Source organism: Novosphingobium sp. GV079, assembly GCF_003058045.1.
Lineage (GTDB): Bacteria > Pseudomonadota > Alphaproteobacteria > Sphingomonadales > Sphingomonadaceae > Novosphingobium > Novosphingobium capsulatum.
The window spans coordinates 99594-119072 of record NZ_QBUE01000015.1 but is presented as its reverse complement, the minus strand read 5'-3'; the positions used below and the strand labels follow the sequence as shown (position 1 = coordinate 119072).

Annotated in this window: 18 protein-coding genes; 1 reads left to right on the top strand and 17 read right to left on the bottom strand. The window is 66.5% G+C overall.

The window, feature by feature from the left end; translation table 11 throughout:
- Window positions 1–51: 51 nt before the first annotated feature.
- The 4 genes from C8K14_RS17435 to C8K14_RS17420 are packed head-to-tail and all read right to left on the bottom strand — an operon-like array spanning window position 52 to window position 1998.
- A complete protein-coding gene (locus tag C8K14_RS17435) occupies window positions 52–675 on the bottom strand; it encodes a retron system putative HNH endonuclease (RefSeq protein ID WP_107717943.1) in 624 nt (207 codons plus the stop codon).
- Between the two features lie 2 nt (window positions 676–677).
- On the bottom strand, window positions 678–989 hold the full coding sequence (locus tag C8K14_RS17430) for a hypothetical protein (protein WP_107717941.1): 312 nt from the start codon (window positions 987–989) through the stop codon (window positions 678–680).
- 5 nt (window positions 990–994) lie between these two features.
- A complete protein-coding gene (locus C8K14_RS17425) occupies window positions 995–1471 on the bottom strand; it encodes an AAA family ATPase (protein WP_233251129.1) in 477 nt (158 codons plus the stop codon).
- Complete coding sequence (locus C8K14_RS17420; protein ID WP_107717938.1) at window positions 1471–1998, bottom strand: AAA family ATPase; 528 nt, start codon at window positions 1996–1998, stop codon at window positions 1471–1473. Before C8K14_RS17420 ends, C8K14_RS17425 begins: the two co-directional genes overlap by 1 nt.
- A 399-nt stretch (window positions 1999–2397) precedes the next feature.
- Between C8K14_RS17420 and C8K14_RS17415 the strand changes: the two genes are divergently transcribed.
- Window positions 2398–4071, top strand: a complete 1674-nt coding sequence (locus C8K14_RS17415) for an amidohydrolase (RefSeq protein WP_107717936.1) — start codon at window positions 2398–2400, stop codon at window positions 4069–4071.
- Here C8K14_RS17415 and C8K14_RS22925 read toward each other — a convergent pair.
- The 13 genes from C8K14_RS22925 to C8K14_RS17355 all read right to left on the bottom strand — a co-directional run bounded on the left by C8K14_RS22925 (window position 4061) and on the right by C8K14_RS17355 (window position 19477).
- The gene (locus tag C8K14_RS22925; RefSeq protein ID WP_166643369.1) at window positions 4061–4237 is read right to left on the bottom strand and encodes a hypothetical protein; all 177 of its coding nucleotides are present in this window, start codon (window positions 4235–4237) and stop codon (window positions 4061–4063) included. The two genes, C8K14_RS17415 and C8K14_RS22925, sit on opposite strands and share 11 nt — an antisense overlap.
- Window positions 4234–5340: a PepSY domain-containing protein gene (locus C8K14_RS17410; protein ID WP_107717934.1), complete on the bottom strand. Its 1107-nt coding sequence runs from the start codon at window positions 5338–5340 to the stop codon at window positions 4234–4236. The genes C8K14_RS22925 and C8K14_RS17410 overlap by 4 nt, the downstream gene beginning before the upstream one ends.
- Entirely contained in the window at window positions 5337–8474 is a 3138-nt protein-coding gene (locus tag C8K14_RS17405; RefSeq protein ID WP_107717932.1) for an amidohydrolase family protein, read from the bottom strand. Before C8K14_RS17405 ends, C8K14_RS17410 begins: the two co-directional genes overlap by 4 nt.
- A complete protein-coding gene (locus C8K14_RS17400; protein ID WP_107717930.1) occupies window positions 8474–10702 on the bottom strand; it encodes a TonB-dependent receptor in 2229 nt (742 codons plus the stop codon). The genes C8K14_RS17405 and C8K14_RS17400 overlap by 1 nt, the downstream gene beginning before the upstream one ends.
- 39 nt (window positions 10703–10741) lie before the next feature.
- Entirely contained in the window at window positions 10742–11377 is a 636-nt protein-coding gene (locus tag C8K14_RS17395; protein WP_158271949.1) for an FMN-binding negative transcriptional regulator, read from the bottom strand.
- A 75-nt stretch (window positions 11378–11452) separates the two neighbouring features.
- Window positions 11453–12916 carry a PLP-dependent aminotransferase family protein gene (locus tag C8K14_RS17390; RefSeq protein ID WP_107717926.1) on the bottom strand — a complete coding sequence of 488 codons (1464 nt, stop codon included), beginning with the start codon at window positions 12914–12916 and terminating at the stop codon, window positions 11453–11455.
- A 151-nt stretch (window positions 12917–13067) separates the two neighbouring features.
- Window positions 13068–14270: a 3-oxoadipyl-CoA thiolase gene (gene pcaF, locus C8K14_RS17385; RefSeq protein WP_107717924.1), complete on the bottom strand. Its 1203-nt coding sequence runs from the start codon at window positions 14268–14270 to the stop codon at window positions 13068–13070.
- Window positions 14270–14932: a 3-oxoacid CoA-transferase subunit B gene (locus C8K14_RS17380; RefSeq protein ID WP_107717922.1), complete on the bottom strand. Its 663-nt coding sequence runs from the start codon at window positions 14930–14932 to the stop codon at window positions 14270–14272. The genes pcaF and C8K14_RS17380 overlap by 1 nt, the downstream gene beginning before the upstream one ends.
- Window positions 14929–15642, bottom strand: a complete 714-nt coding sequence (locus C8K14_RS17375; protein WP_107717920.1) for a CoA transferase subunit A — start codon at window positions 15640–15642, stop codon at window positions 14929–14931. Before C8K14_RS17375 ends, C8K14_RS17380 begins: the two co-directional genes overlap by 4 nt.
- Window positions 15643–15684: 42 nt before the next feature.
- Window positions 15685–16062 carry a Rieske 2Fe-2S domain-containing protein gene (locus C8K14_RS17370; RefSeq protein WP_158271948.1) on the bottom strand — a complete coding sequence of 126 codons (378 nt, stop codon included), beginning with the start codon at window positions 16060–16062 and terminating at the stop codon, window positions 15685–15687.
- Complete coding sequence (locus C8K14_RS17365; RefSeq protein WP_107717916.1) at window positions 16055–16903, bottom strand: dioxygenase; 849 nt, start codon at window positions 16901–16903, stop codon at window positions 16055–16057. Before C8K14_RS17365 ends, C8K14_RS17370 begins: the two co-directional genes overlap by 8 nt.
- On the bottom strand, window positions 16900–17979 hold the full coding sequence (locus C8K14_RS17360) for a maleylacetate reductase (protein ID WP_107717914.1): 1080 nt from the start codon (window positions 17977–17979) through the stop codon (window positions 16900–16902). The genes C8K14_RS17365 and C8K14_RS17360 overlap by 4 nt, the downstream gene beginning before the upstream one ends.
- Window positions 17980–17986: 7 nt before the next feature.
- Entirely contained in the window at window positions 17987–19477 is a 1491-nt protein-coding gene (locus C8K14_RS17355; RefSeq protein ID WP_107717912.1) for an aldehyde dehydrogenase family protein, read from the bottom strand.
- Between the last annotated feature and the right edge of the window lie 2 nt (window positions 19478–19479).

Genomic DNA, 19479 nt, shown 5'->3' with positions numbered 1-19479 from the left:
CCCTGCGGCAGGTTCGGACTAGACACCCAGATCCTAATTCAGATCAGAGGCTTACGCCACTCCCGCCAACCCTTTGCCCCACCCTGATGAATAAGACGGGTTAAGCCTCTCGCAGTTGAGCCCGAGATACGTGACCGTCGCCTTGATGCGTGCTTGGGACAGCCCCGCCATGACGGCGTCGGCGTTGACGTCGAGGCGTCCATCAAGCTCGACCGAGAAAATCGGCGGTGCAATTGGCAGCTCGGTCGGGCGGTACGGTCGTTCGGCGAGCGCGATCCCATCGGGATCGGCCTCGCCCTTTTTCTGCCCGCAACTCATATTGTTGCCCGTGAGGCCGGCAGTTCCGAAGGGCGGGGCAAGGTGAGGCTTAGAACCGCCGAGGCAACTCGCGTGAAGGTTCGCGATGCCGAAGGTAATCAGATGGTCCGGATGACCGTTGTTGGACTTGGGGATCCAATGTTCGATTTGCCTGGCGGGCGTCGGAATGTCGGTAACGAGCTTGGACTCGCAAAATGCGCAGATGCCTCGCTGGCGGACATCGAGAGCGTCCGCCAGTTCGGCGTAACGGTCCTGCCCGCCATTGCGAAATGCGGCCCAATCAGTTTCCAGGGGGTTATTCGCGCGAAATTGGGCAAGGCCTGGCGTATCGCCGGCGAGCACGGCCACATGTTTCATCGTCAGCCCCGGCGCGCTGCGAGCCGGCGCTTTTCGAGGTCGAGAGTGGCTAGGACGGGATCGTCGCTAGATATCTCCTGCATACGTTTTAGAACCTTTTGGGCTGCGGGCGTATCGGCCTGACCGGACCGGAGAAAGACTAAATATTCTTCGAGGGCTGCGACGAAGGGCGAAACGTCGGCGGGCGGTCGCTCGGAGACGCCCATCGCCGATGTGAGCAAGCGCCCGGCCTCGGCGCCCTCGGTCGACGGTACAGGCTCGAAGCCGAGCTGGTTGGCATCCCATTTGAGCTTCAGAATATTTTCTTCCCGCAAAGTGGTCAGAACCTCGGGCTGTGCGTCGTCATGACGAACTGTACGTTTGGAAAGGCTTCGAGCAACCCCTTGATGACGAGCTGCTGCCATCGGGGATGCAGATGCAGAGCGATCTCGTCGATGAGCACGATGCCGGGGCTTTGAGTCGGATCGGGCAAATGCGGATTGAGGTCGGCCATACGGCGCGCGAGATCCATCGCAAGCGCCACCATGGTGCGAAATCCGCTGCTAAGTTGACCGGCAGTCAACAAGCGAGTTTCCTGATCGTCGGGGCGCAAGTTCATCGCCAGCTGCGGCGGTCGGCCGAGCATACGTAGGTCCGACACTTCTGGGACGAGCTTTTCGACGGCTGCTCGGACGGCGGCCAGTCGATGATCAATCGAGTTCGCACCGTGCTCACGCTGATCGCGCAGTTCCGCATTCTCCGCGTCTTCGAACCAAGCTACAGCTTCGTCGAAATAGACACGTGCGCCGAACGCCATCAGATAGGCAGCCTCCCGGCTGGACAACGAGCGCCGAGAGATCTTTTCTCGCCCGCTATGAAGCTGGCCACGATTATCGCGATAATAGGCCAGCACGGGGCAGTCTCGCCGCTTTCGAGCATGCCCGAAAGCCAGTCGATCGGCTTCCGCTCGTGGTCGCCAGCCACCGATGGCTGGTCCGCATAGCGCTCCTCGAGCTTGTAGTGTGAACCAATCCAACCAATGGAGGATTCCAACCGGACCGCGAGGTGTGGAATGCGACGCTGGTCACCGAAAAAGCCGCTGTCAGGTTCAGCCCTGAAGTCGGACGCCGTTACAGTGATCCAGGGTCTGGCCGATGTCGCGAACTTCCTGATGAGGGGCCACAAAGTCACCGCGATCGCATCAAGGGTCGTGGTTTTTCCGGTGGCATTTTCACCGATCAGTACGGTGAGCTGTGGATGAAGTGGAATGTCTGCCTGCTTGATCGCACGATAATCGCGGATCTGGAGGCTTTTGAGCGTAAGCGTGTCGGGCTCGTGGTTCATTCGGCATGTCTAGCAGATTGGGCGACCGATGAAAGCGGCGCTGGCTTGCACTCCAGGTATAACGAAATAGGCTCGCCCATAGTGGTCGCGCAATGCAGACCAAGCACTACCGGCAAGCCTTGCTTGTTCAACGCGCCCGGAATAGTCGACCGAGCCAATGTCGGCTTTTGGTAGATGCCGACACTTGACGACCTGGAGGGAAACGGCGGCTTTGTTCCAAACCCAGACGCCCGCTGCATTCTATACTGCTAAAGCGGTAAAAGCCTTGACGCTCCACCTTCACCCCACGCGCCCACCCAACAGCCCTGGTCCCCGCGTGATCTGCAAGCTGGACGCCGCGCCTTGTCCATGCCGGCGCAAAGTGCCAGTCGGTAAGAATGCAAACGGGGTAACAAGGTCATGGTCACGCGTCGCGCTTTCGTGTCGGGTTCGCTCAACGCCGTGGCGGCGTCTGCCCTGCCAGTGCGGGCGCTGGCGGCGGCGCAAGGGACGGTGGAGGTGGCCTATGTCAACGCTGCGGTCTGGATCGGGGCAGGGCCGGACGTGCGCAGCGATGCCATCGGCGTGGCCGGGGGTCATGTCGTGGCGATCGGGCGCGAGGCGGTGCGGGCGCGGTCTGGCCCGCGCACCCGCGTGGTTGATCTGCAGGGCGCCTTCGTGACGCCCGGGCTGGTCGATTGCCACACCCATTTCACCATCGGGTCGCTGGCGCTAACCCAGCCGTCGCTGCGCAATGCGGCCAGCCCCGACGAATTCGTGGCGCAGATCGCCAAGGCGGCGCGGGCACTGCCCAAGGGCGAATGGCTGGAAGGGGGCAACTGGGACCAGGATCGCTGGGGCGGCACGCTGCCCACGCGGCAGTGGATTGATGCTGTCACGCCAGACACGCCGGTGGCGGTAATCCGCTATGACCTGCACATGATCTTGTGCAATTCGCTGGCGCTCAAGCTGGCGGGGATCGACCGCAATACGCCCGACGTGCCGGGCGGGGTGATCGTGCGCGACGCGCAAGGGGAGCCGACCGGGATCGTCAAGGATGCGGCCAAGGACCTCGTGCTGCGCGCCATTGCCCAGCCCAGCCCGGCGCGGCTCGACGCGGCGGTGCGCGCCGGGATCGCCTTGGGTCTGAGCAAGGGCGTGACCGAAGTGCACGTGCCCGATCTCGATTGGTCGACCTATGAAATCACCCACCGGCTGCGGTCGCAGGGCGAAACCGGCATGCGGTTCTATCAGTTTACGCCGCTGAAAGACTGGGAGCGCATGGCCCGGATCGTGGCCGAGGAAGGCCGCGGCGACGACTGGGTGCGCTGGGGTGCGTGCAAGGTGGTGTTCGACGGCTCGCTCGGGTCGCGCACCGCGCTGATGTATCTGCCCTATCAGGACGAATCCGGCGCGCATGGCATTGTCGTGACCGATCCCAAGGATCTGGCGGCGTGGATGACGGGCGCGGACAAGGCGGGCCTGCAGGTGACCGCCCATGCCATCGGCGATGAAGCCAATGACATCGTGCTCGATACCATGGCGGCGGTGACCAAGGCCAATGGCGCGCGCGACCGGCGCTTTCGCATCGAACACGCCCAGCACTTGCGCGAGGAAGCGATCGGGCGCTTTGCCCGCCAGGGGGTGATCGCCTCGATGCAGCCCTATCACGCCATCGACGATGGCCGCTGGGCGGTGCGGCGGATCGGGCCGGAGCGGCTGCGCACCAGCTTTGCCGTGGGATCGATGGTGCGCAGCGGCGCGCATGTCTGCTTCGGGTCTGACTGGCCGGTGGCGCCGCTCGATCCGCTGACCGGCATCTATGCCGCAGTGATGCGCGAGACGATCGACGGCAAGAACCCCAAGGGCTGGTATCCCGAGCAGCGGATCACCATGGCCCAGGCGCTGCGCGGCTATACCCGCGAGGCGGCCTATGCCGGCAAGGTGGAACATCTGCGCGGCGTGATCATGCCCGGCATGCAGGCCGATTTCGCGGTGTTCGACCGTGACCTGTTCCACATCGATCCCGAAACCATCGAGCAGGCGAAAGTCATCCGCACGGTGGTTGGCGGGGTGGAGCGCTTTACCGCCTGAGCGACCGGCCACGGCGCAGCGCCCAGGCAATGGGCGCCACGCTGGCGGTGAGGCCAAGCGCGGCGGCGACGTCTTCCCAGCCGTCGCCCGCCAACCCGGCGATCATGCCGGCCAGCGAAACGACCGCGATGATTGCCACCGGCACCAGGGGATGCGCCTGCTTCATGCCGCGCGCGCCTTGCGGGCCGGGCGGGGCTTGCCCAGCCACAGGTAGAGGCCGCTGCCCAGCACGACGATGGTCACCAGATCGAGCAGCGCCCAGAGAATTTTCATGGGCAGCCCCCCGTAATCGCCAAAGTGCAGCGGTTGCGCCAGCAGCAGGCCTTTCATGTACCACGGCATCGGCGCCACGCCATCGACCTGGCCGGTGCGCGCATCGACCATCACCGGGGTGAGCAGCTTGGCGGTAAGCGGCGTGGCGCCCTTGAGATAGACCGCGATGTGATCATGGCTGCTGAAAGCAGCGCCGGGAAAGGCCACGAACTGCACCGTCATCCCCGGCACGGCGGCCTGCGCATGGCGCAGCGCCAGCGCGGCAATGCCGGGGCGATAGGGCACGATCGGCCCCGTGCTGTCATGCGCCAGGCGGGCCAGGGCATCGCCGCGCCACCAGGCGGTGATCGGATCGGCCAGGGTATTGATCGTGCCGGTCAGGCCCACGACCATGGCCCAGGCGAGCGTGACGCCGCCGATCACGTTGTGCCAGTCGAGCCAGCGCAGGCGGTTGGACTTGCCCCGGCGTATCGTGGCAAAGCCCGGCTTGCGCGCGAAGGGCGCATAGAGCACCACGCCCGAAACCAGCGCCAGGGCAAAGCACAGGCCCATCGCGCCCAGGAAATATTCGCCCACTTTGCCCAGCAGCAAATCCTTGTGCAGATCGAGCACCGTATCCATCACGCCATGGCCGGGCGCATCGCCGTGGGGCCGCGCGGCAGTGCGCAAGTCGATCGGATTGAACTGCATCGCCGCTTCGGGCGCATCGCCGGTCGGGCCGGTGGTGAGGTTGATGACCGGGCGATCTTCATCGAAACTCAAGTAGATCGGCACGCTGCTGGGATGGCGCGCCAGCGCGGCCGCCATCGCGCGGTCAACAGGCAGCAGTTCGGCCGCGCTCCAGCGTTCGGGCCGGGTCGATTTTGACAGGCCGTCGATCTCGTCATGAAAGATGAGCGGCAGGCCGGTCAGCGTGAGGACCAGCAGGAACAGCGTGCAGGTGAGGCTGGACCAGGTGTGCACCTTGCCCCAGGCGCGCAGTGTCGCGGGCTTCATGGCGCGGTGTCCTGCCACCATGGCGCAACCGCCGCCTGGCCATCGTGGGCCAGGGTGCGGCCATCGAACGCGATGCCGCCGCGCATGACGAGCGCGATGGCACGGGCATGGGCGATGTCGGTGCGTGGATCGGCATCGAGCACGACGAGATCGGCCAGCTTGCCGGGCGTGATGCTGCCCAGGTCATCCGGGCGGCCGATGATCCGGGCGTTGTCGATCGTCGCCATTTCCAGCGCTTCCAGCGGGGTCGCGCCGCCGGCCACGAAGGCGCCCATTTCCCAATGCACGCCGATGCCCTGCATTTCCCCATGGCTGCCCACGCCCACCAGGCCGCCAGCGCGGCGCAGGCGCACGGCATCACGCGCAAAGCGCTGCCAGGTCTGCCAGGGGGCAGCGGTCCAGTGCCGATCGCGCAGCCGGGCCGCCAGCGCGAACGGCGGGGTAAAGCGCGTGAGCCGCGCATCGTCTTGCGGGGCGTGGTTTTCGATTTCGTCGAAAAGCAGGGGCGCGCCGCCATAGAGCACGGTGATCGTGGGGGTGTAGGCGATCTGGCTGGCCACGAACAGGCGCACCACGTCGTCATGGATCGGGGTGATGGGCAGGTTGTGCTCGTTGCCGGAAAAGCCGTCGATCGCGTGGGTCAACTCCAGCACATAGTCGGCCGCGCCCTCGGTCGTGGGCATCAAGCCCAGCTTGCGCGCGGCATTGGCCATATCCTGCCGGGCCGCGCGGTCGCCGATCATGTAGCTCTTGATATTGCGCGTGCGATAGGCATCGCGATAGCGGGTGAGCACATCCTGCGCGACGCCCTGCGAGGTAATCGCGCTGTTGACGAAGACGCCCGGCCCGGTGCTGAACAGGCGCGGCCCGGTCGAAAGCCCGGCGTCCATGCGATCGGCATAGGCAAAGATATCGGGCGTGAATGGCTGCACTTCCAGCACGGAAGTGACGCCATATGCGAGCAGCGCGGGAAATTCCCAGTGCGTGCCATCGTGGATGGTGCGCGGAATGGGGAAGAAGTGGGCATGCGCGTCGATCAGGCCCGGGATGATGAACTTGCCCGCCAGATCGCGCACCTGCGCCCCGACGGGAACCGGCACGGTGCCACGCGGGCCAATCGCGGCAATACGGTCGCCCATGATCACCACATCGGCATCGGCGATGACGGCACCGTGGTCCATGGTCAAAACCGTGGCGCCGCGCAGCACCTGCGGCATCGCGGGCAGCGCGCGGGGTACCTGCACCGAGAGATCGCGCGGGGTGGCAGTGCTTTCGGGATCGGCGGCGGTGAGTGCCGCAGGCGCGGCATGGCGCCAGAACGGCCCGGTGGTCCACGACAGGCCATCGCCATCCCAGCGCATGGTATCGGCGCCAATGCGGGTGATCTGGCGCTGCGCCGCAGTGGCATCGGCCAGGTTCACCGGCTGGTCCGTGGCGGGCAGGGGCAGCAGGTGCAATTCGAACGCGGTGCGCGCGGCGAGCCAGTGGCCGTCGGGCGAAATCCGCAGTTCGTCGACCGGGCGCGGCTCCTTGACATATTGGCCAGCCGCGCGGGCGACGATGCGGGCGCGTGGGCGCAGGGTGCCATCTGCTTCCACGCGGGCGAGGGCGCCGCCGCTGTTGACCCACCAACTGCTATCGTCGGTCTGCTGCAGTTGCTTGAGGCCGGCGCCGTGCGCGATCACGCGCGGCGCGCTGCCGTCCTGGCCCAACGCGACCACGTCTACCGGCCAGGCGGGATCGAGTTCGTTGGGCGCGTGCAACCGGTCGAACTGCGCGGCGCGCAGGGCCACCACGCCGCTGCCATCGCGGCTCCAGCGCGGTTCGGTCCAATAGGCGCCCTGCGGCCCCAGCGCGTGGGGCGTGCCGCCATGGGCGGGAATGGTCCACACGCCGCCGCCCGTTTCCGCGCTCCAGCGCACGAAAGCCAGGCTCTGCCCATCGGGCGACCAGGCGGGCTGGAACGCATTGCCGGCAAACAATGCGCGTGGGGCGCCACCGGCGCGGTCGGCGAGATAGAGCGTGCCCAGCGCGGTAAAGGCAATGGCCTTGCCATCAGGAGACAGCGCCGCGCCTTCGGCCAAGTGGCTGCGCACCGTGGGGCCGTCTTCCACGCGCTGCCTGACGCGGCTTGGCGGGGCGAGCGCGAGGTCGACCGGTGCCGTGAACGGAATCGGGGTTTGCGCGCCGCTGGCCAGGTCGATCCGCACGAAACCGCCGTTCTTGGCCAGGATCAGCGCGCGGCCATCGGGGGTAAAGCGATAACCGGGGGTGAGGTCGTAGTAATAGCCGCCTTCCTGCCCATCGTGGTCGATCGGCCAGGCAATCCAGCGGTCTTCGCCCGTGGCCAGGTTGCGCAGGCGCAGGCCGGTCTCGCTGGTGGCAGGCGTGGTGCCATCGCGCCGCGCGGCATAGGCCAGCAACTGGCCATCGGGCGAGAGCACTGGCCGCATGCCGCCCGGCACCACGGTTTCCACCGCGCTTGTAGCCAGATCCTGCCGCACGATGGACCAGGTGGGCGGGTCCTTCTCGGTCCAGGTGTGGCCGCGCTTGGTGGCATACCACACCGCCTTGCCATCGGGCGAAGGCGCCGCGCCCAGGGCGTTAACGCGCTCGTCCCAGCCTTCGTTGCCGCTGGGTTGCGCCTTGACCAGCACGTGCGCCGCGCCGCCGTCGAGCGGCACGCGCCACAGCTCGAATGCGAGGACGGCATGGACCGCGCGGCTGACATAGACGCTGCGGCCATCGGGCGCCCATGCCGGAGAGGTCATGAGCACGAGCGACGTTTCGTGCGTCAATTGGCGTGCGCCGCTGCCATCGCTGCGCGCGACCCACAGGTTGGTCACGCCCGAGCGATCGGAAATGAACGCAATCCATTGCCCGTCGGGGGAGGGCACCGGATTGCGTTCGAATGGCGTGCCGGTGAGCACCGCTTGCGCCGTACCGCCGCCAGCCGGCATACGATAGATATCACCCAGGATATCGAACCACAGCCAGGCGCCGTCGGGCGAGAGCGCTGGCTGCGCCCAGGTCGCTTCGTGGGCCTGATAGGCCAGATGCCGGGGCGGCTCGGCATGAGCGGCCCCGGCGGCCAGCGCCAGTACCAGGGAAAGAACCGGCGCGGCTTGGCGCATCAGAGCGACCAGTCGGCCCGTAGGCCCAGCGTGCGTGGGCGCACGATCGAACCGGCCGGCACCGCCTGCGACGTGAATGGCGCGTTGAGAATGCCGAACTTGTCGAACACGTTGTTGGCAAACACCATCACCCGCAGCTTTTCGCCCACGGTCACGCTGGCGCGCAGATCGAAGATGTTGAAATTGCCGCGTGTCGCGGTGTTGCCAAACGCGACCGGAGCTGACGACAGGTAGCGATGCGCCACTTCGAACGAAGGCTTGAGCGGCGCATCGGCAAACTCGAACTTAAGGTTGTTGGCCACCGACCAGCGCGACGATCCGGGCAGGACCGAGCCCGAGGCATAGCCGCCGCCCACGGCAAAGGTATCGGGCAGGAACGCGGTGAGGCGCGCATCCTGGACCGTGGCGCTGGTGCTGAAGCTGGCAAAGCGCGCCAGTTGCGCCGTGGCGGACAGTTCCACGCCGCTGATATTGGCGCTGCCGGCGTTGGAGACATAGGAATAGTATGACGGCGCCGGGCCAAACAGGCGTGCCTGAATGCCTTTCCAGTCGATATTGAACACCGTCGCCTCGACATAGAGGCGGTTGTCGAGCGCGTGGAATTTCACGCCCATTTCATAGTTCTTCACCCGGTCGCTGTTGTATTTGACCGGGATGGTCGGCAGCAGGCCGGCGTTGGGGTTGATCCCGCCCACGCGATAGCCTTCCGAATAGGTGGCGTAGGCCAGGAAATCCTTGGTGGGCCGCGCCGTGATCGTCACCTTGGGGGTGAAGCCGTCTTCCTTGTTGGAGACGTAGCCCTTTGCGTCCGTGGCGTTGTAGCCACCCGGATAGCCGCCCAGCGCACCCGCCTGGTTGACGACGGTGGCGTTGTAGCGGTTCCAGAAATAGCGGCCGCCCACGGTGATCTCGATATCGTGGCGCGGGGCATAGGTCAGTTCGCCGAAGACGCCCACGTCCTGGTTATAGGTATCGGAAAGATAGCCATAGAGGCGGTCGCCGGGGGTCAGCACGCTGCCGGCATAGCCGCCGAACAGCGCGGGATTGGCGTCGATGTAGGCCGCCGCCCCATTCTGGAAGATCTGGTCGTAGCTATGCTTGCGCGCTTCCATATAGCTCGCGCCGATCAGGTAGCGCAGCGGGGTATTGCCCTTGGAGGCAAGGCGCACTTCCGCCGTCTTGATATTGGCATTGGCATTGCCGGCCGAATAGGCCGCACCCGATCCCGTGGTCACGCCGGTGACGTAGTAATAGGGATAGGAAAACTGGGTGAAATTGTGCTTCTCGATAACCGAGCCGATCGCGGTCAACTCGGCGCCGCCCAGGTCCTGGTCGAGGCGCAGCGAGTTCATCCAGAAGCGCGTGCGCTGCGGCTCGGCCCGTGCGGTGTTGCGGATGTAGGGGTGGTCGAGGTCGAGGTAGGTCTGGTCCTCGAGGTAGGTATCCTGCCAGGATGACAGATAGCTGACCTTGGTCGCGGCCGTGGGCGTAAACACCACCGAACCGCGCAGGCCGCGCGTGCGGAAATCGTTGCTGCCGTTCACCCCGGTGCCGGGATTGTCGAGATAGCCTGCGTCAAAGCGCTGCAGCGCGACCAGGCGCACCGCCAGCTTGTCGGTCACCAGCGGCACGTTGATCATGGCCTTGGCGGCATAGTTCGCTTCGCCATGGCTGTTCTTGGTGGTGCCGACCAGGCCCGATGCGGCGGCATCGATCTTGGTCGGATCGGCCAGGTTCACCACATAGTTGACGAGGCCGCCCAAGGTGGAAGAACCGAACAGCGTGCCTTGCGGGCCGCGCAGCACTTCCACCCGGTTGAGATCGAATGTGTCGACATCGGGGATGGCGATGGGAAAGCCCGGTTCAACCAGCGGCACTTCGTTAAGGTAATAGCCAACCGTGGTCTGGCCCTGTTCGTGATAGGTCGTCGCCGCGATCCCGCGGATCACCACCTCGGAAATGCCAGGCTGATAATCGTTGAACACCACGCCGGGCAGGCGGGCGATGTAATCGCCCAGGCTCTGCGCGTTGGCGGCGGCCAGATCCTTGCCCGAGACGGCGCTGGCGGCGATCGGCGTCTGGTCGAGCGCCACGGCGCGCTTGGTCGCGGTGACGACGATGCTGCCGGCGCTTTCGGCCGCCGGTTCATCTGCGGCCAGGGCCGGCTGGGCAGCGAGTGCCAGCGCGGAAACGCCGGCCAGGCAGGCAAGATGCAGTGTGGTCCTCATGGTACTTCCCCTGTGCATGTCATGGATCGCCCGGTTCGGCTATCCTGCGGTTTCGTCCCTGTGTGCCGCTGCATGGGCCTGCAGGCGGTCGTCGTTGAGCCGCTGCATCCACCCGGCAAGCACCGGATCGGGATGGGCGGCGATGATTTCGCGCAGTTCGGGCAGGTCTTCCTCCTGGCCCAGCTTGAACCGCGCATCGGTGGCGGTGACGGTGGCGCGAAAGCCGATGATCCGCGCCATCAGGTGGGGCAGGCGCGCGCCGGCCTCTTCCATCTGCCAGGGCCGCGGCTGGTCCGCTTCGACATGGGTGGTCAGTCGGCGCACGGCAGGCATCGTGCCATCCTCGTCGAACGTTACGCGCACCGCGAAGGCGGCGACGGCAAAGTTCCAGGTGGGGGCCCAGTGCGGCTTGGTCACCAGCGCGGGCGAGACATAGCCCTGCGGCCCCATGACGAGCACGTGCGCGCGCGGATCGGCCTGCAAGGCGGCGACCTGCGCGTTGCGGCGCGAGCAATGGCCGATCAGCGCCGTCACCTGGCCGCTGTCATCCAGTTCGGCCACCAGCGGCAGGGGCGTCGCGAAAAAGCCGGCCTCGCCATGGTTGACGAGCCATGCCAGCGGATAGTCCGCCACGAGCCGGGCCAGATCGGCAGGGGTGCCAGAAGGAAAGTCCATGGCCGCCATCTTGCCGCTTCCCTGGCCCGGCAAAAGTGCCAGATCCGCAATTTGTCGGGGGCCAATACGCCGGGCTCAACCCCGGCCCAGTGCACCCAGCACGCGCACCGCCTGTACCGTGCGTTCCGCGGCATGGCTGGCAAAGCCCAGGCGCAGGCCATGGGGGGCATTCTCGGCCAGGCGATAGGATGCCGATTGGGCAAAGGTGATGCCCGCCGCGCCTGCGCCTTCCTCGATCCGGGCGAGCGCGGCAAGATCCTGAAATTCCAGCCACATTGCCAAGCCGCCGGCGGGCAGGCGGGCGCTGACCAGATCGCCCAGTTCATCCTGCACGGCCTGGGCCAGCGCATCCCGGCGCTGGCCATAGATGCGCGTGGCCTTGCGCGCATGGCGGCGCACTTCGCCTTCCTCGAACAGCATGGCCACGGCATCCTCGGTCAGGCTGTTGCCCATGCCATCGCCGATCGAAACCTGGTGCGCCGCCGCCGCGATCACCGGCGTTGGCGCCACGATATAGCCCACGCGCAGCGCCGGCAGCAGCAGCTTGGACAACGAGCCGACATAGATCACCACATCAGGCGCATAGGCGGCCATGGGCAGCAGCGGTTGCGAGCCAAAGCGGAATTCGTGGTCGTAATCGTCCTCGATGATGGCAAAGCCGAACTGGCGGGCCAACTCCACCAGGCGCAGCCGTCGCTCGGGCGCGAGCGAAACGGTAGAGGGGAACTGGTGGTGCGGGGTGAGGAACACCGCGCAGACCTTCCGGCTGCGACAGGCATGCTCAACCGCGTCGACGTCGATGCCCTCGTCGTCGAGCGGTACCGGCAGCACCGGCACTCCGGCGGCCTGGAACGCGGCGACGGCGGGTTCATAGGTCAGCGCCTCGGCCAGGGCGACCGCACCGGGACGGGCCAGCAGCCGTGCGGCGAGCGCGATGCCCATCTGGCTGCCCCGCGTGACGCACACGTTTTCCGCGTCCACCACCAGCCCGCGCTCCTCGCGCAGCATGGTAGCGAGGCTCGCGCGCAGCTTGTCGCTGCCGCAGGGATCGCGATAGCCCAGCTGCTGGCGCCGCGCGGCATAGAGCGCAGCGGTGCGAAAGGCGCGCGCCAGGGCCTCGGGTGGGAATAGGCTGCCATCGGGGCTGCCCTCGTCCAGCTTGATCACCCGGCCAGGCGGCACGGCAATGGGTCGATCGGGTGGGGAGACGAAGCGATAGATCGGCCGCCGGCCGATGGGCGGACTGGCCTCGATCGCCTCGGGCCGGCTGCGGGGCAGCCGCTTGGCCACCGCCGTGCCCTTGCGCCCGGCCGCTTCCAGCCAGCCTTGCGCCATCAGTTCCTCGTAGGCCGTCACCACCGTCTTGCGATTGAAGCCCAGTTCCGCCGCCAGTTCCCGGCTGCTGGGAAGCGCCGAGCCGGGTTGCAGACGCCCACGCTCGATCTCGTGGATCAGGGCATGGGCCAGCTGCATATAGAGCGGCGTGGCCTGATCGCTGCGAATGCGCTGTTGCAAGGTAAGGGACCAGCCGCGGCGCATGGACCTGTGATGGACTCCGCAAAAGGGGTGTTGTGGGGTCCAATCGGGGTTTTGGGATTGGGGGTCAAGGGGCTTCCCTTACAGCGCTGCGCGGCACCTCCGTTCGTGCGCCTTACAAGACCTGTCCGAATGGGGTGGGCCCCCGCCGCCGTCAGACCTTTTCGAGCATCAGCGCGATGCCCTGGCCGACCCCGACGCACATGAATGCCAGCGCATAGCGGCCGCCGCTGTGGTGCAGTTCCTCGATGGCGGTCATGACGATCCGCGCGCCAGACATGCCCAGCGGATGACCCAGCGAGATGGCGCCGCCATTGCGGTTGACGCGCGGATCGTCGGCACGGATGCCAAGGGACCTGAGCGTGGCGATCGCCTGGCTGGCGAAGGCTTCGTTCAACTCGATCACGTCGACCTGTTCGAGCCCGATCCCGGTGATCCGGCACAATTTGCGGGCCGCCTCGATCGGGCCTGCGCCCATCACGCGCGGGGCAATGCCCGTTGCGGCCATGCCAAGTATCCGGGCGCGGGGCGTCAGGCCGTGGGTGCGGGCGGCCGCTTCGCTGGCAACCAGCATGGCCGCCGCGCCATCGTTGAGGCCCGAGGCATTGCCGGCGGTTACCGTCCCGTCGGGGCGGACGACCGGCCGGAGCTTGGCAAGCGCTTCCAGGCTGGTGGCGCGGGGGTGCTCATCGCGCGCGAAAATCGTGGGCTCGCCCTTGGGCTGGGGAATGCCGACCGGCACGATTTCCACCGCCATTCGGCCGCTGACGATCGCTGCTGCGGCTTTGTCCTGGCTGGCGAGCGCGAAAGCGTCCTGTTCCTCGCGCGTGATCTGCCACTCGTCCGCCACATTTTCGCCGGTCTGCGGCATCGTGTCCACGCCATAGGCCGCGCGGAGCAGCGGGTTGATGAAGCGCCAACCCAGGGTGGTGTCCTCGATCTTCTGCCCGCGGTCGAAGGGGGTGGCTGCCTTGCCCAGCACAAACGGGGCGCGGGTCATGCTTTCGACGCCCCCTGCAATGATCAACTCGGCATCGCCGGCGCGGATCGCCTGGGCGGCCATACCGACGGCGTTGAGACCAGAGCCGCACAGCCGGTTGACGGTGGCCCCGGGCACCGCTTCGGGCAGGCCTGCCAGCAGCACCGCCATGCGCGCGACGTTGCGGTTGTCTTCGCCCGCCTGGTTGGCACAGCCAAACAGCACGTCGTCGATGGCTTCCCAGTCCACCCCGCCGTTGCGCTCGCCAAGCGCGCGCAGCGGAATGGCGGCGAGATCGTCAGCGCGGATGGTGGAGAGCGCACCGTTCAGCCTGCCGATCGGGGTGCGGATAGCGTCGCAGATAAAGGCGTGGCGCATCAGAGATCCTGGCTTGAGGACGGAGAAGACAGCGCGACCGAGAAACTGGCGCCGGTTTTTGCCCGAATTTCCTCCACCGTCACGCCAGGCGCACATTCGACCAGGCGCAGGCCCGGCTTGGCGCAGGCGAGCACGCAGAGATCGGTGACGATCAGATCGACGCAGGCCCGGCCGGTCAGTGGCAGCGTGCAGGCCGGCAGGATCTTGTGCCCGCCGCTTTTGCTGGTGTGCTCCATCACCACGACGATGCGGCGCACGCCCGCGACGAGGTCCATTGCCCCGCCCATGCCCTTCACCATCTTGCCCGGGATGGTCCAGTTGGCGATGTCGCCGCCTTCGCTGACTTCCATCGCGCCCAGAACGGCCATGTCGATCCGGCCGCTGCGGATCATCGCAAAGCTGTCTGCGCTGGAAAAGAAGCTGGACGTGGGCAGGGTGGTGACGGTCTGCTTGCCGGCGTTGATGAGATCGGGATCGGCTTCGCCGGGATAGGGAAACGGCCCGATGCCAAGCAGGCCGTTTTCCGATTGCAGCGTCACGTCGATGCCGGGGGGAACATGGTTTGCCACCAGCGTCGGAATGCCGATGCCAAGATTGACATAGTATCCATCCTGCAACTCGCGGGCTACGTGGGCCGCCATTTCGTCGCGGGTCCAGCTCATGCCACAATCTCCGGCGCGCGGGTGGTCAGCTTTTCGATGCGCTTCTCGTTGATCGTCGACCGGACGATCCGGTCGACATAGATGCCGGGCGTGTGAATGCAGTCCGGGTCGAGCGCGCCGGCCGCGACGATCTCTTCCACTTCGACGACCGTGACCTTGCCCGCCGTCGCCATGTTGGGATTGAAGTTGCGCGCGGTTTTGCGGAACATCAGGTTTCCTTCGGGATCGGCCTTCCATGCCTTGATGATCGCCAGATCGGCACGCAGCCATGTTTCGCGGACATATTCCACGCCGTCGAAGGTTTCGATCGGCTTGCCCTCAGCCACGACCGTCCCCACTCCGGTCTTGGTATAGAACGCGGGAATGCCCGCGCCGCCCGCGCGGATGCGCTCGGCCAGCGTGCCTTGCGGCGTGAGTTCCAGTTCCAGCTCGCCGGAGAGGTATTGCTGCTCGAACAGCTTGTTCTCGCCGACATAGGACGAGATCATCTTCTTCACCTGCCGGCTTTCCAGCAGCATCCACAGGCCAAACCCGTCGGCACCGGCATTGTTCGAGATGACCGTAAGGCCGCGAACGCCGCGTGCGCGGATTTCCGGGATCAGGCTTTCCGGGTTGCCCGACAGGCCAAAGCCGCCGGACATGATCGTCATGCCGTCGAACAACAGGCCGTCCAGCGCGTCGGCGGGGCTATTGTAGAGCTTGTTCTTCATGGTTCCTCCAGCGGTGCAGACCGTGCGCCGCCCAGATGCGTGTCAGTCGGCAATCGTCAGCAGCCCCTGGCCCGAGACGCCGACGGGAATGGCGGTGAGCGACCGACCCTCGCAGGCGCCCGAGAAACAGGCGCCGGTATCCGCGCGGAACAGCGCAAAATGCTGGCTGCACAGGATGGCGCCGCTCTGCATGAATTCGTCTGGCGCGTGGTTGAGCGGCAGCGAATAGTGCGGGCAGAGGTTGAGATAGGCGCGCACGCCGCCATCCGGGATGTGGACCACGAACATCGAGAAAGCGCTGCGGCCACGGCCAAAGCGATATTCCCTGGCAGTGCCAACCGGAATGTCCGCGATGGGGCCAAGCAGGGTTCCGGGCGCCGGGGCATTGGGGCGGTATCGCCACAGGCCTGGATCATCCATCGTGCCCCGCGGGCGCGTCGGCCAGGGTGAAGGCATAGTCGATCCCGAGGCTGCCATCGGCCTGTGCCTGGGGCCGCACGATCAGCGATTGCTTCACGCCGAAGACCGCGTCGCTTGCCAGATATGGGTCACCCTCGATGAACAGATGCGTGACGAGGCGACGATAGCCTGGTGCCGTGATCATGAAGTGGATGTGGGCCGGTCGGTTCGGATGGCGGCCGAGCGCCTCAAGCAGCGCGCCGACCGGGCCATCGTCGGGGATGGGGTAGCTGACCGGCACGATCGTGGCGAAGGCAAAGCTGCCGTCTGCGGCAGTTTCAAAGCTGGCTCGCAGGTGTCCGGCAGGCTGCTGCGGGTCCTGCACGTCGTATTGCCCGTTTGGTGCGGTCTGCCACACCTCTACCAGCGCACCGGCGAGGGGTGCGCCGCGTACCGTGGATACCATCCCGCGCATGTGCAGCGGCGTGCCTTCTTCCGGGCGCTTGAGGATCGAAGCCCCGGCGGCAAGCACCGGCTGGCGGCCGGCATAGAACGGGCCAAAGACGGTGGACTCGCTCACGCCCTCGCCAGCAGCATGATTGAGCGCATCGACCAGCATCGAGACGCCAAGCACGTCCGAAAGCAGGATGAATTCCTGCCGCTCGGCGGTGCACATCTGCCCGGTGCGGGTGAGAAACGCGATTGCCGCTTCCCATTCGGCCTCGGTAAGGCGCGTTTCCCGGATGGCGTCGTGCAGGTGGCGCAGCACCACGGCAAGGATCTGCCGCAACCGGGCATTTGGTGCCTCGGCCATGCGGTCGATCGCGGCCGTGGTAATGGCGGCAAAGTCGGGCGTGCTCATGCGGACTCGCTTTCGCTTGCAGCGGGTGGATCGCCGGCCCAGGCGCGGGCGATCAGGTCGCGGACCCCTGCGCGCTCCAAGGGGCGCGGGTTCCAATAGGCGTTTTCGAGCGCCTGGTCGGTTGCCACGTCGATGCCGGATTCGGGCATGCCCAGATCGCGCAGCGCGCACGGTGCGCCAACTTGCCGAGCCAGCCGATGGAGCGCCGCAGCCGGATCGTCGTCACCCAGGGCAGAGCGGAGCATCGCCATCGCTTCGGAGATCGCCGGCGCGTTGTAGGCGAGCGCGTGGGGCAACACGATGGCGTGGGTTTCGGCATGGGGCAGATCGAAACTGCCGCCGAGCGTGTGGCACAGCTTGTGGTGCAGCGCCATGCCGACCGAACCGAGCACCATGCCGCACAGCCATGCACCATAGAGCGCCTGGCTACGCGCCGCCACGTCGGCCCCGTCCGCAACGACGCGCGGCAGTGCTGACGCCAGCGCGCGGATGCCTTCCTGCGCGACCAACTGCATCACTGGGTTGGTATCGCGGGCATAGAGCCCCTCGACCGCATGGGCGATGGCATTGATGCCGCTGGTGCCCGAGATGCCCGGCGGCAGGCCCAGCGTCAGGTCCACGTCATAGACCACGGCGTCCGGCAGGATTTCCGGCGCCCGGCGGGTGGTCTTGCGGCCTCCTGCGGTCTCACCCAGGATCGGTGTCATTTCCGATCCGGCATAGGTGGTGGGCACGGCGATGTGGCGCACGCCGGTCCGCACGGCCAGCGCCTTGCCCAGGCCGATGGTGGAGCCGCCGCCGAACGCGACCACGCCATCGGCGCCGCATGCCGCCAATTCCGCTGCGGCGCGGGCCGTGACTTCGACCGGGGTGTGCATCGTCGCCTCGGTGAACGTGGCGACGATCGTGTTGCCAAGCGACCGGGTTGCCGCGCGTGCCTGCTCTGCCTGTTGCGGGGTGGACAGCAGCACGGCGCGACGCGCGCCTTGCTGCGCCAGCACCGTGGGCAGCGAAGCCACGGTGCCGGTTCCGAAGGTGACCTGCGTTGGCAGGCCCTGATAGGTGAAGTGCCGCATCCTTGGCTCAGCGCCGGTAGAAGGGCGGAATTTGCGCGTCGACATTGACCCACACCGACTTGGCCACGGTGTATTCGCGCATCGCCTCGAAACCCATTTCACGGCCATAGCCAGAACGGCCGACGCCGCCGAAGGGTGAGCCCGGATGGACCCGCTTGTAGCTGTTGATCCACACCATGCCGGCGTGAATCTGCTTGGCGAAGCGGTGCGCGCGGGTGATGTCCTGCGTCCACAGCCCGGCGCCGAGGCCATATTCGGTGCCGTTGGCGATCGCCAGCGCCTCCTCGTCGGTGCGGAAGGTCAGCACGGTGACGAAAGGACCGAACACTTCCTCCTGCGCCACCCGGTGATCGGGCTGGGCGCGCACGATGGTCGGCTCCACAAAGCAGCCCGCCGCCAGCGCTGCATCGACAGGCGCGCGGCCGCCGGTCAGCACGTCGCCGCCCTGTTCGCGCGCGACCTCGACGAAAGACAGCACACGCTCTTGGTGCAGCCGCGAGGTAAGCGGCCCCATTTCCGTCTGCGGATCGAGTGGATCGCCCAGCCGGATCGAGCGGGCGAGCGCCACGAACTTTTCAAGGAAAGCGTCGGCGATGGCTTCGTGCAGGATCAGCCGCGATCCGGCGATGCAGGCCTGGCCCTGATTGTGGAAGATCGCAAAGGCCGATCCACCCACTGCCGCCGGCAGATTGGCATCGGCGAAGACGATGTTCGGTCCCTTGCCGCCCAGTTCCAGCTGCACCTTCTTGAGGTTGGTGGCCGATGCCTCGACGATCCGCCGACCGGTGGCGGTAGAGCCCGTGAACGCGACCTTGCCGATGCCGGGATGTTCGGCAATGCGCTGGCCCGCGTCGTGGCCGTAGCCGGTGACGATGTTGATCACGCCGTCCGGAAAGCCGACCTGCTGCATCAGCTCGCCAATCCGCAAGGTGGACAGCGGCGTGATTTCCGACGGCTTGATCACCACCGTGTTGCCCGCCGCGAGTGCGGGGCCCAGCTTCCAACTGGTGAACATCAACGGGAAGTTCCACGGCACGATCGCGCCGACCACGCCGATCGGTTCGCGCTCGACATAGTTGAGGAAGCCCGCATCGACCGGCACGACAGAGCCTTCCAGCTTGTCTGCCATGCCGCCGAAATATCGGAAGCACAGCACCGTGCGCGGCACGTCGAGCGACAGGCAATCGCGGATCGGGTGGCCGGTATCGAGCGCTTCGAGCCGCGCAAGGTTGGCAGTATCTGCCTCGATCGCGTCGGCCAGCTTGAGCAGCAGGCGCCCGCGATCGTGTGCAGCCAGCGCCCGCCAGGCCGGGAAGGCGCGCGCGGCCGCCTCGACCGCGCGATCTACATCGGCGGCCGTGGCGATGGCGACTTCGGCGAGGGTCTCGCCGTCAAAGGGATTGGCCACGGTGATCGTGCCGCCATCGGCACCATCGCACCATTTTCCGTCGATCAGCAGCTTGGTCGGGAAAGCGGGAAGGGGATCGATCCGTGCCATGG

Coding starts and splice junctions, on each gene's coding strand:
- C8K14_RS17355 (WP_107717912.1), bottom strand. CDS start 19,477: ATGGCACGGATCGATCCCCTTCCCGCTTTCCCGACCAAGCTGCTGATC.
- C8K14_RS17360 (WP_107717914.1), bottom strand. CDS start 17,979: ATGCGGCACTTCACCTATCAGGGCCTGCCAACGCAGGTCACCTTCGGA.
- C8K14_RS17375 (WP_107717920.1), bottom strand. CDS start 15,642: ATGAAGAACAAGCTCTACAATAGCCCCGCCGACGCGCTGGACGGCCTG.
- pcaF (WP_107717924.1), bottom strand. CDS start 14,270: ATGCGCCACGCCTTTATCTGCGACGCTATCCGCACCCCGATCGGCAGG.
- C8K14_RS22925 (WP_166643369.1), bottom strand. CDS start 4,237: ATGAAGCAGGCGCATCCCCTGGTGCCGGTGGCAATCATCGCGGTCGTT.
- C8K14_RS17435 (WP_107717943.1), bottom strand. CDS start 675: ATGAAACATGTGGCCGTGCTCGCCGGCGATACGCCAGGCCTTGCCCAA.
- C8K14_RS17365 (WP_107717916.1), bottom strand. CDS start 16,903: ATGAGCACGCCCGACTTTGCCGCCATTACCACGGCCGCGATCGACCGC.
- C8K14_RS17410 (WP_107717934.1), bottom strand. CDS start 5,340: ATGAAGCCCGCGACACTGCGCGCCTGGGGCAAGGTGCACACCTGGTCC.
- C8K14_RS17425 (WP_233251129.1), bottom strand. CDS start 1,471: ATGGCGTTCGGCGCACGTGTCTATTTCGACGAAGCTGTAGCTTGGTTC.
- C8K14_RS17400 (WP_107717930.1), bottom strand. CDS start 10,702: ATGAGGACCACACTGCATCTTGCCTGCCTGGCCGGCGTTTCCGCGCTG.
- C8K14_RS17420 (WP_107717938.1), bottom strand. CDS start 1,998: ATGAACCACGAGCCCGACACGCTTACGCTCAAAAGCCTCCAGATCCGC.
- C8K14_RS17380 (WP_107717922.1), bottom strand. CDS start 14,932: ATGAGCTGGACCCGCGACGAAATGGCGGCCCACGTAGCCCGCGAGTTG.
- C8K14_RS17390 (WP_107717926.1), bottom strand. CDS start 12,916: ATGCGCCGCGGCTGGTCCCTTACCTTGCAACAGCGCATTCGCAGCGAT.
- C8K14_RS17370 (WP_158271948.1), bottom strand. CDS start 16,062: ATGGATGATCCAGGCCTGTGGCGATACCGCCCCAATGCCCCGGCGCCC.
- C8K14_RS17405 (WP_107717932.1), bottom strand. CDS start 8,474: ATGCGCCAAGCCGCGCCGGTTCTTTCCCTGGTACTGGCGCTGGCCGCC.
- C8K14_RS17395 (WP_158271949.1), bottom strand. CDS start 11,377: ATGGACTTTCCTTCTGGCACCCCTGCCGATCTGGCCCGGCTCGTGGCG.
- C8K14_RS17415 (WP_107717936.1), top strand. CDS start 2,398: ATGGTCACGCGTCGCGCTTTCGTGTCGGGTTCGCTCAACGCCGTGGCG.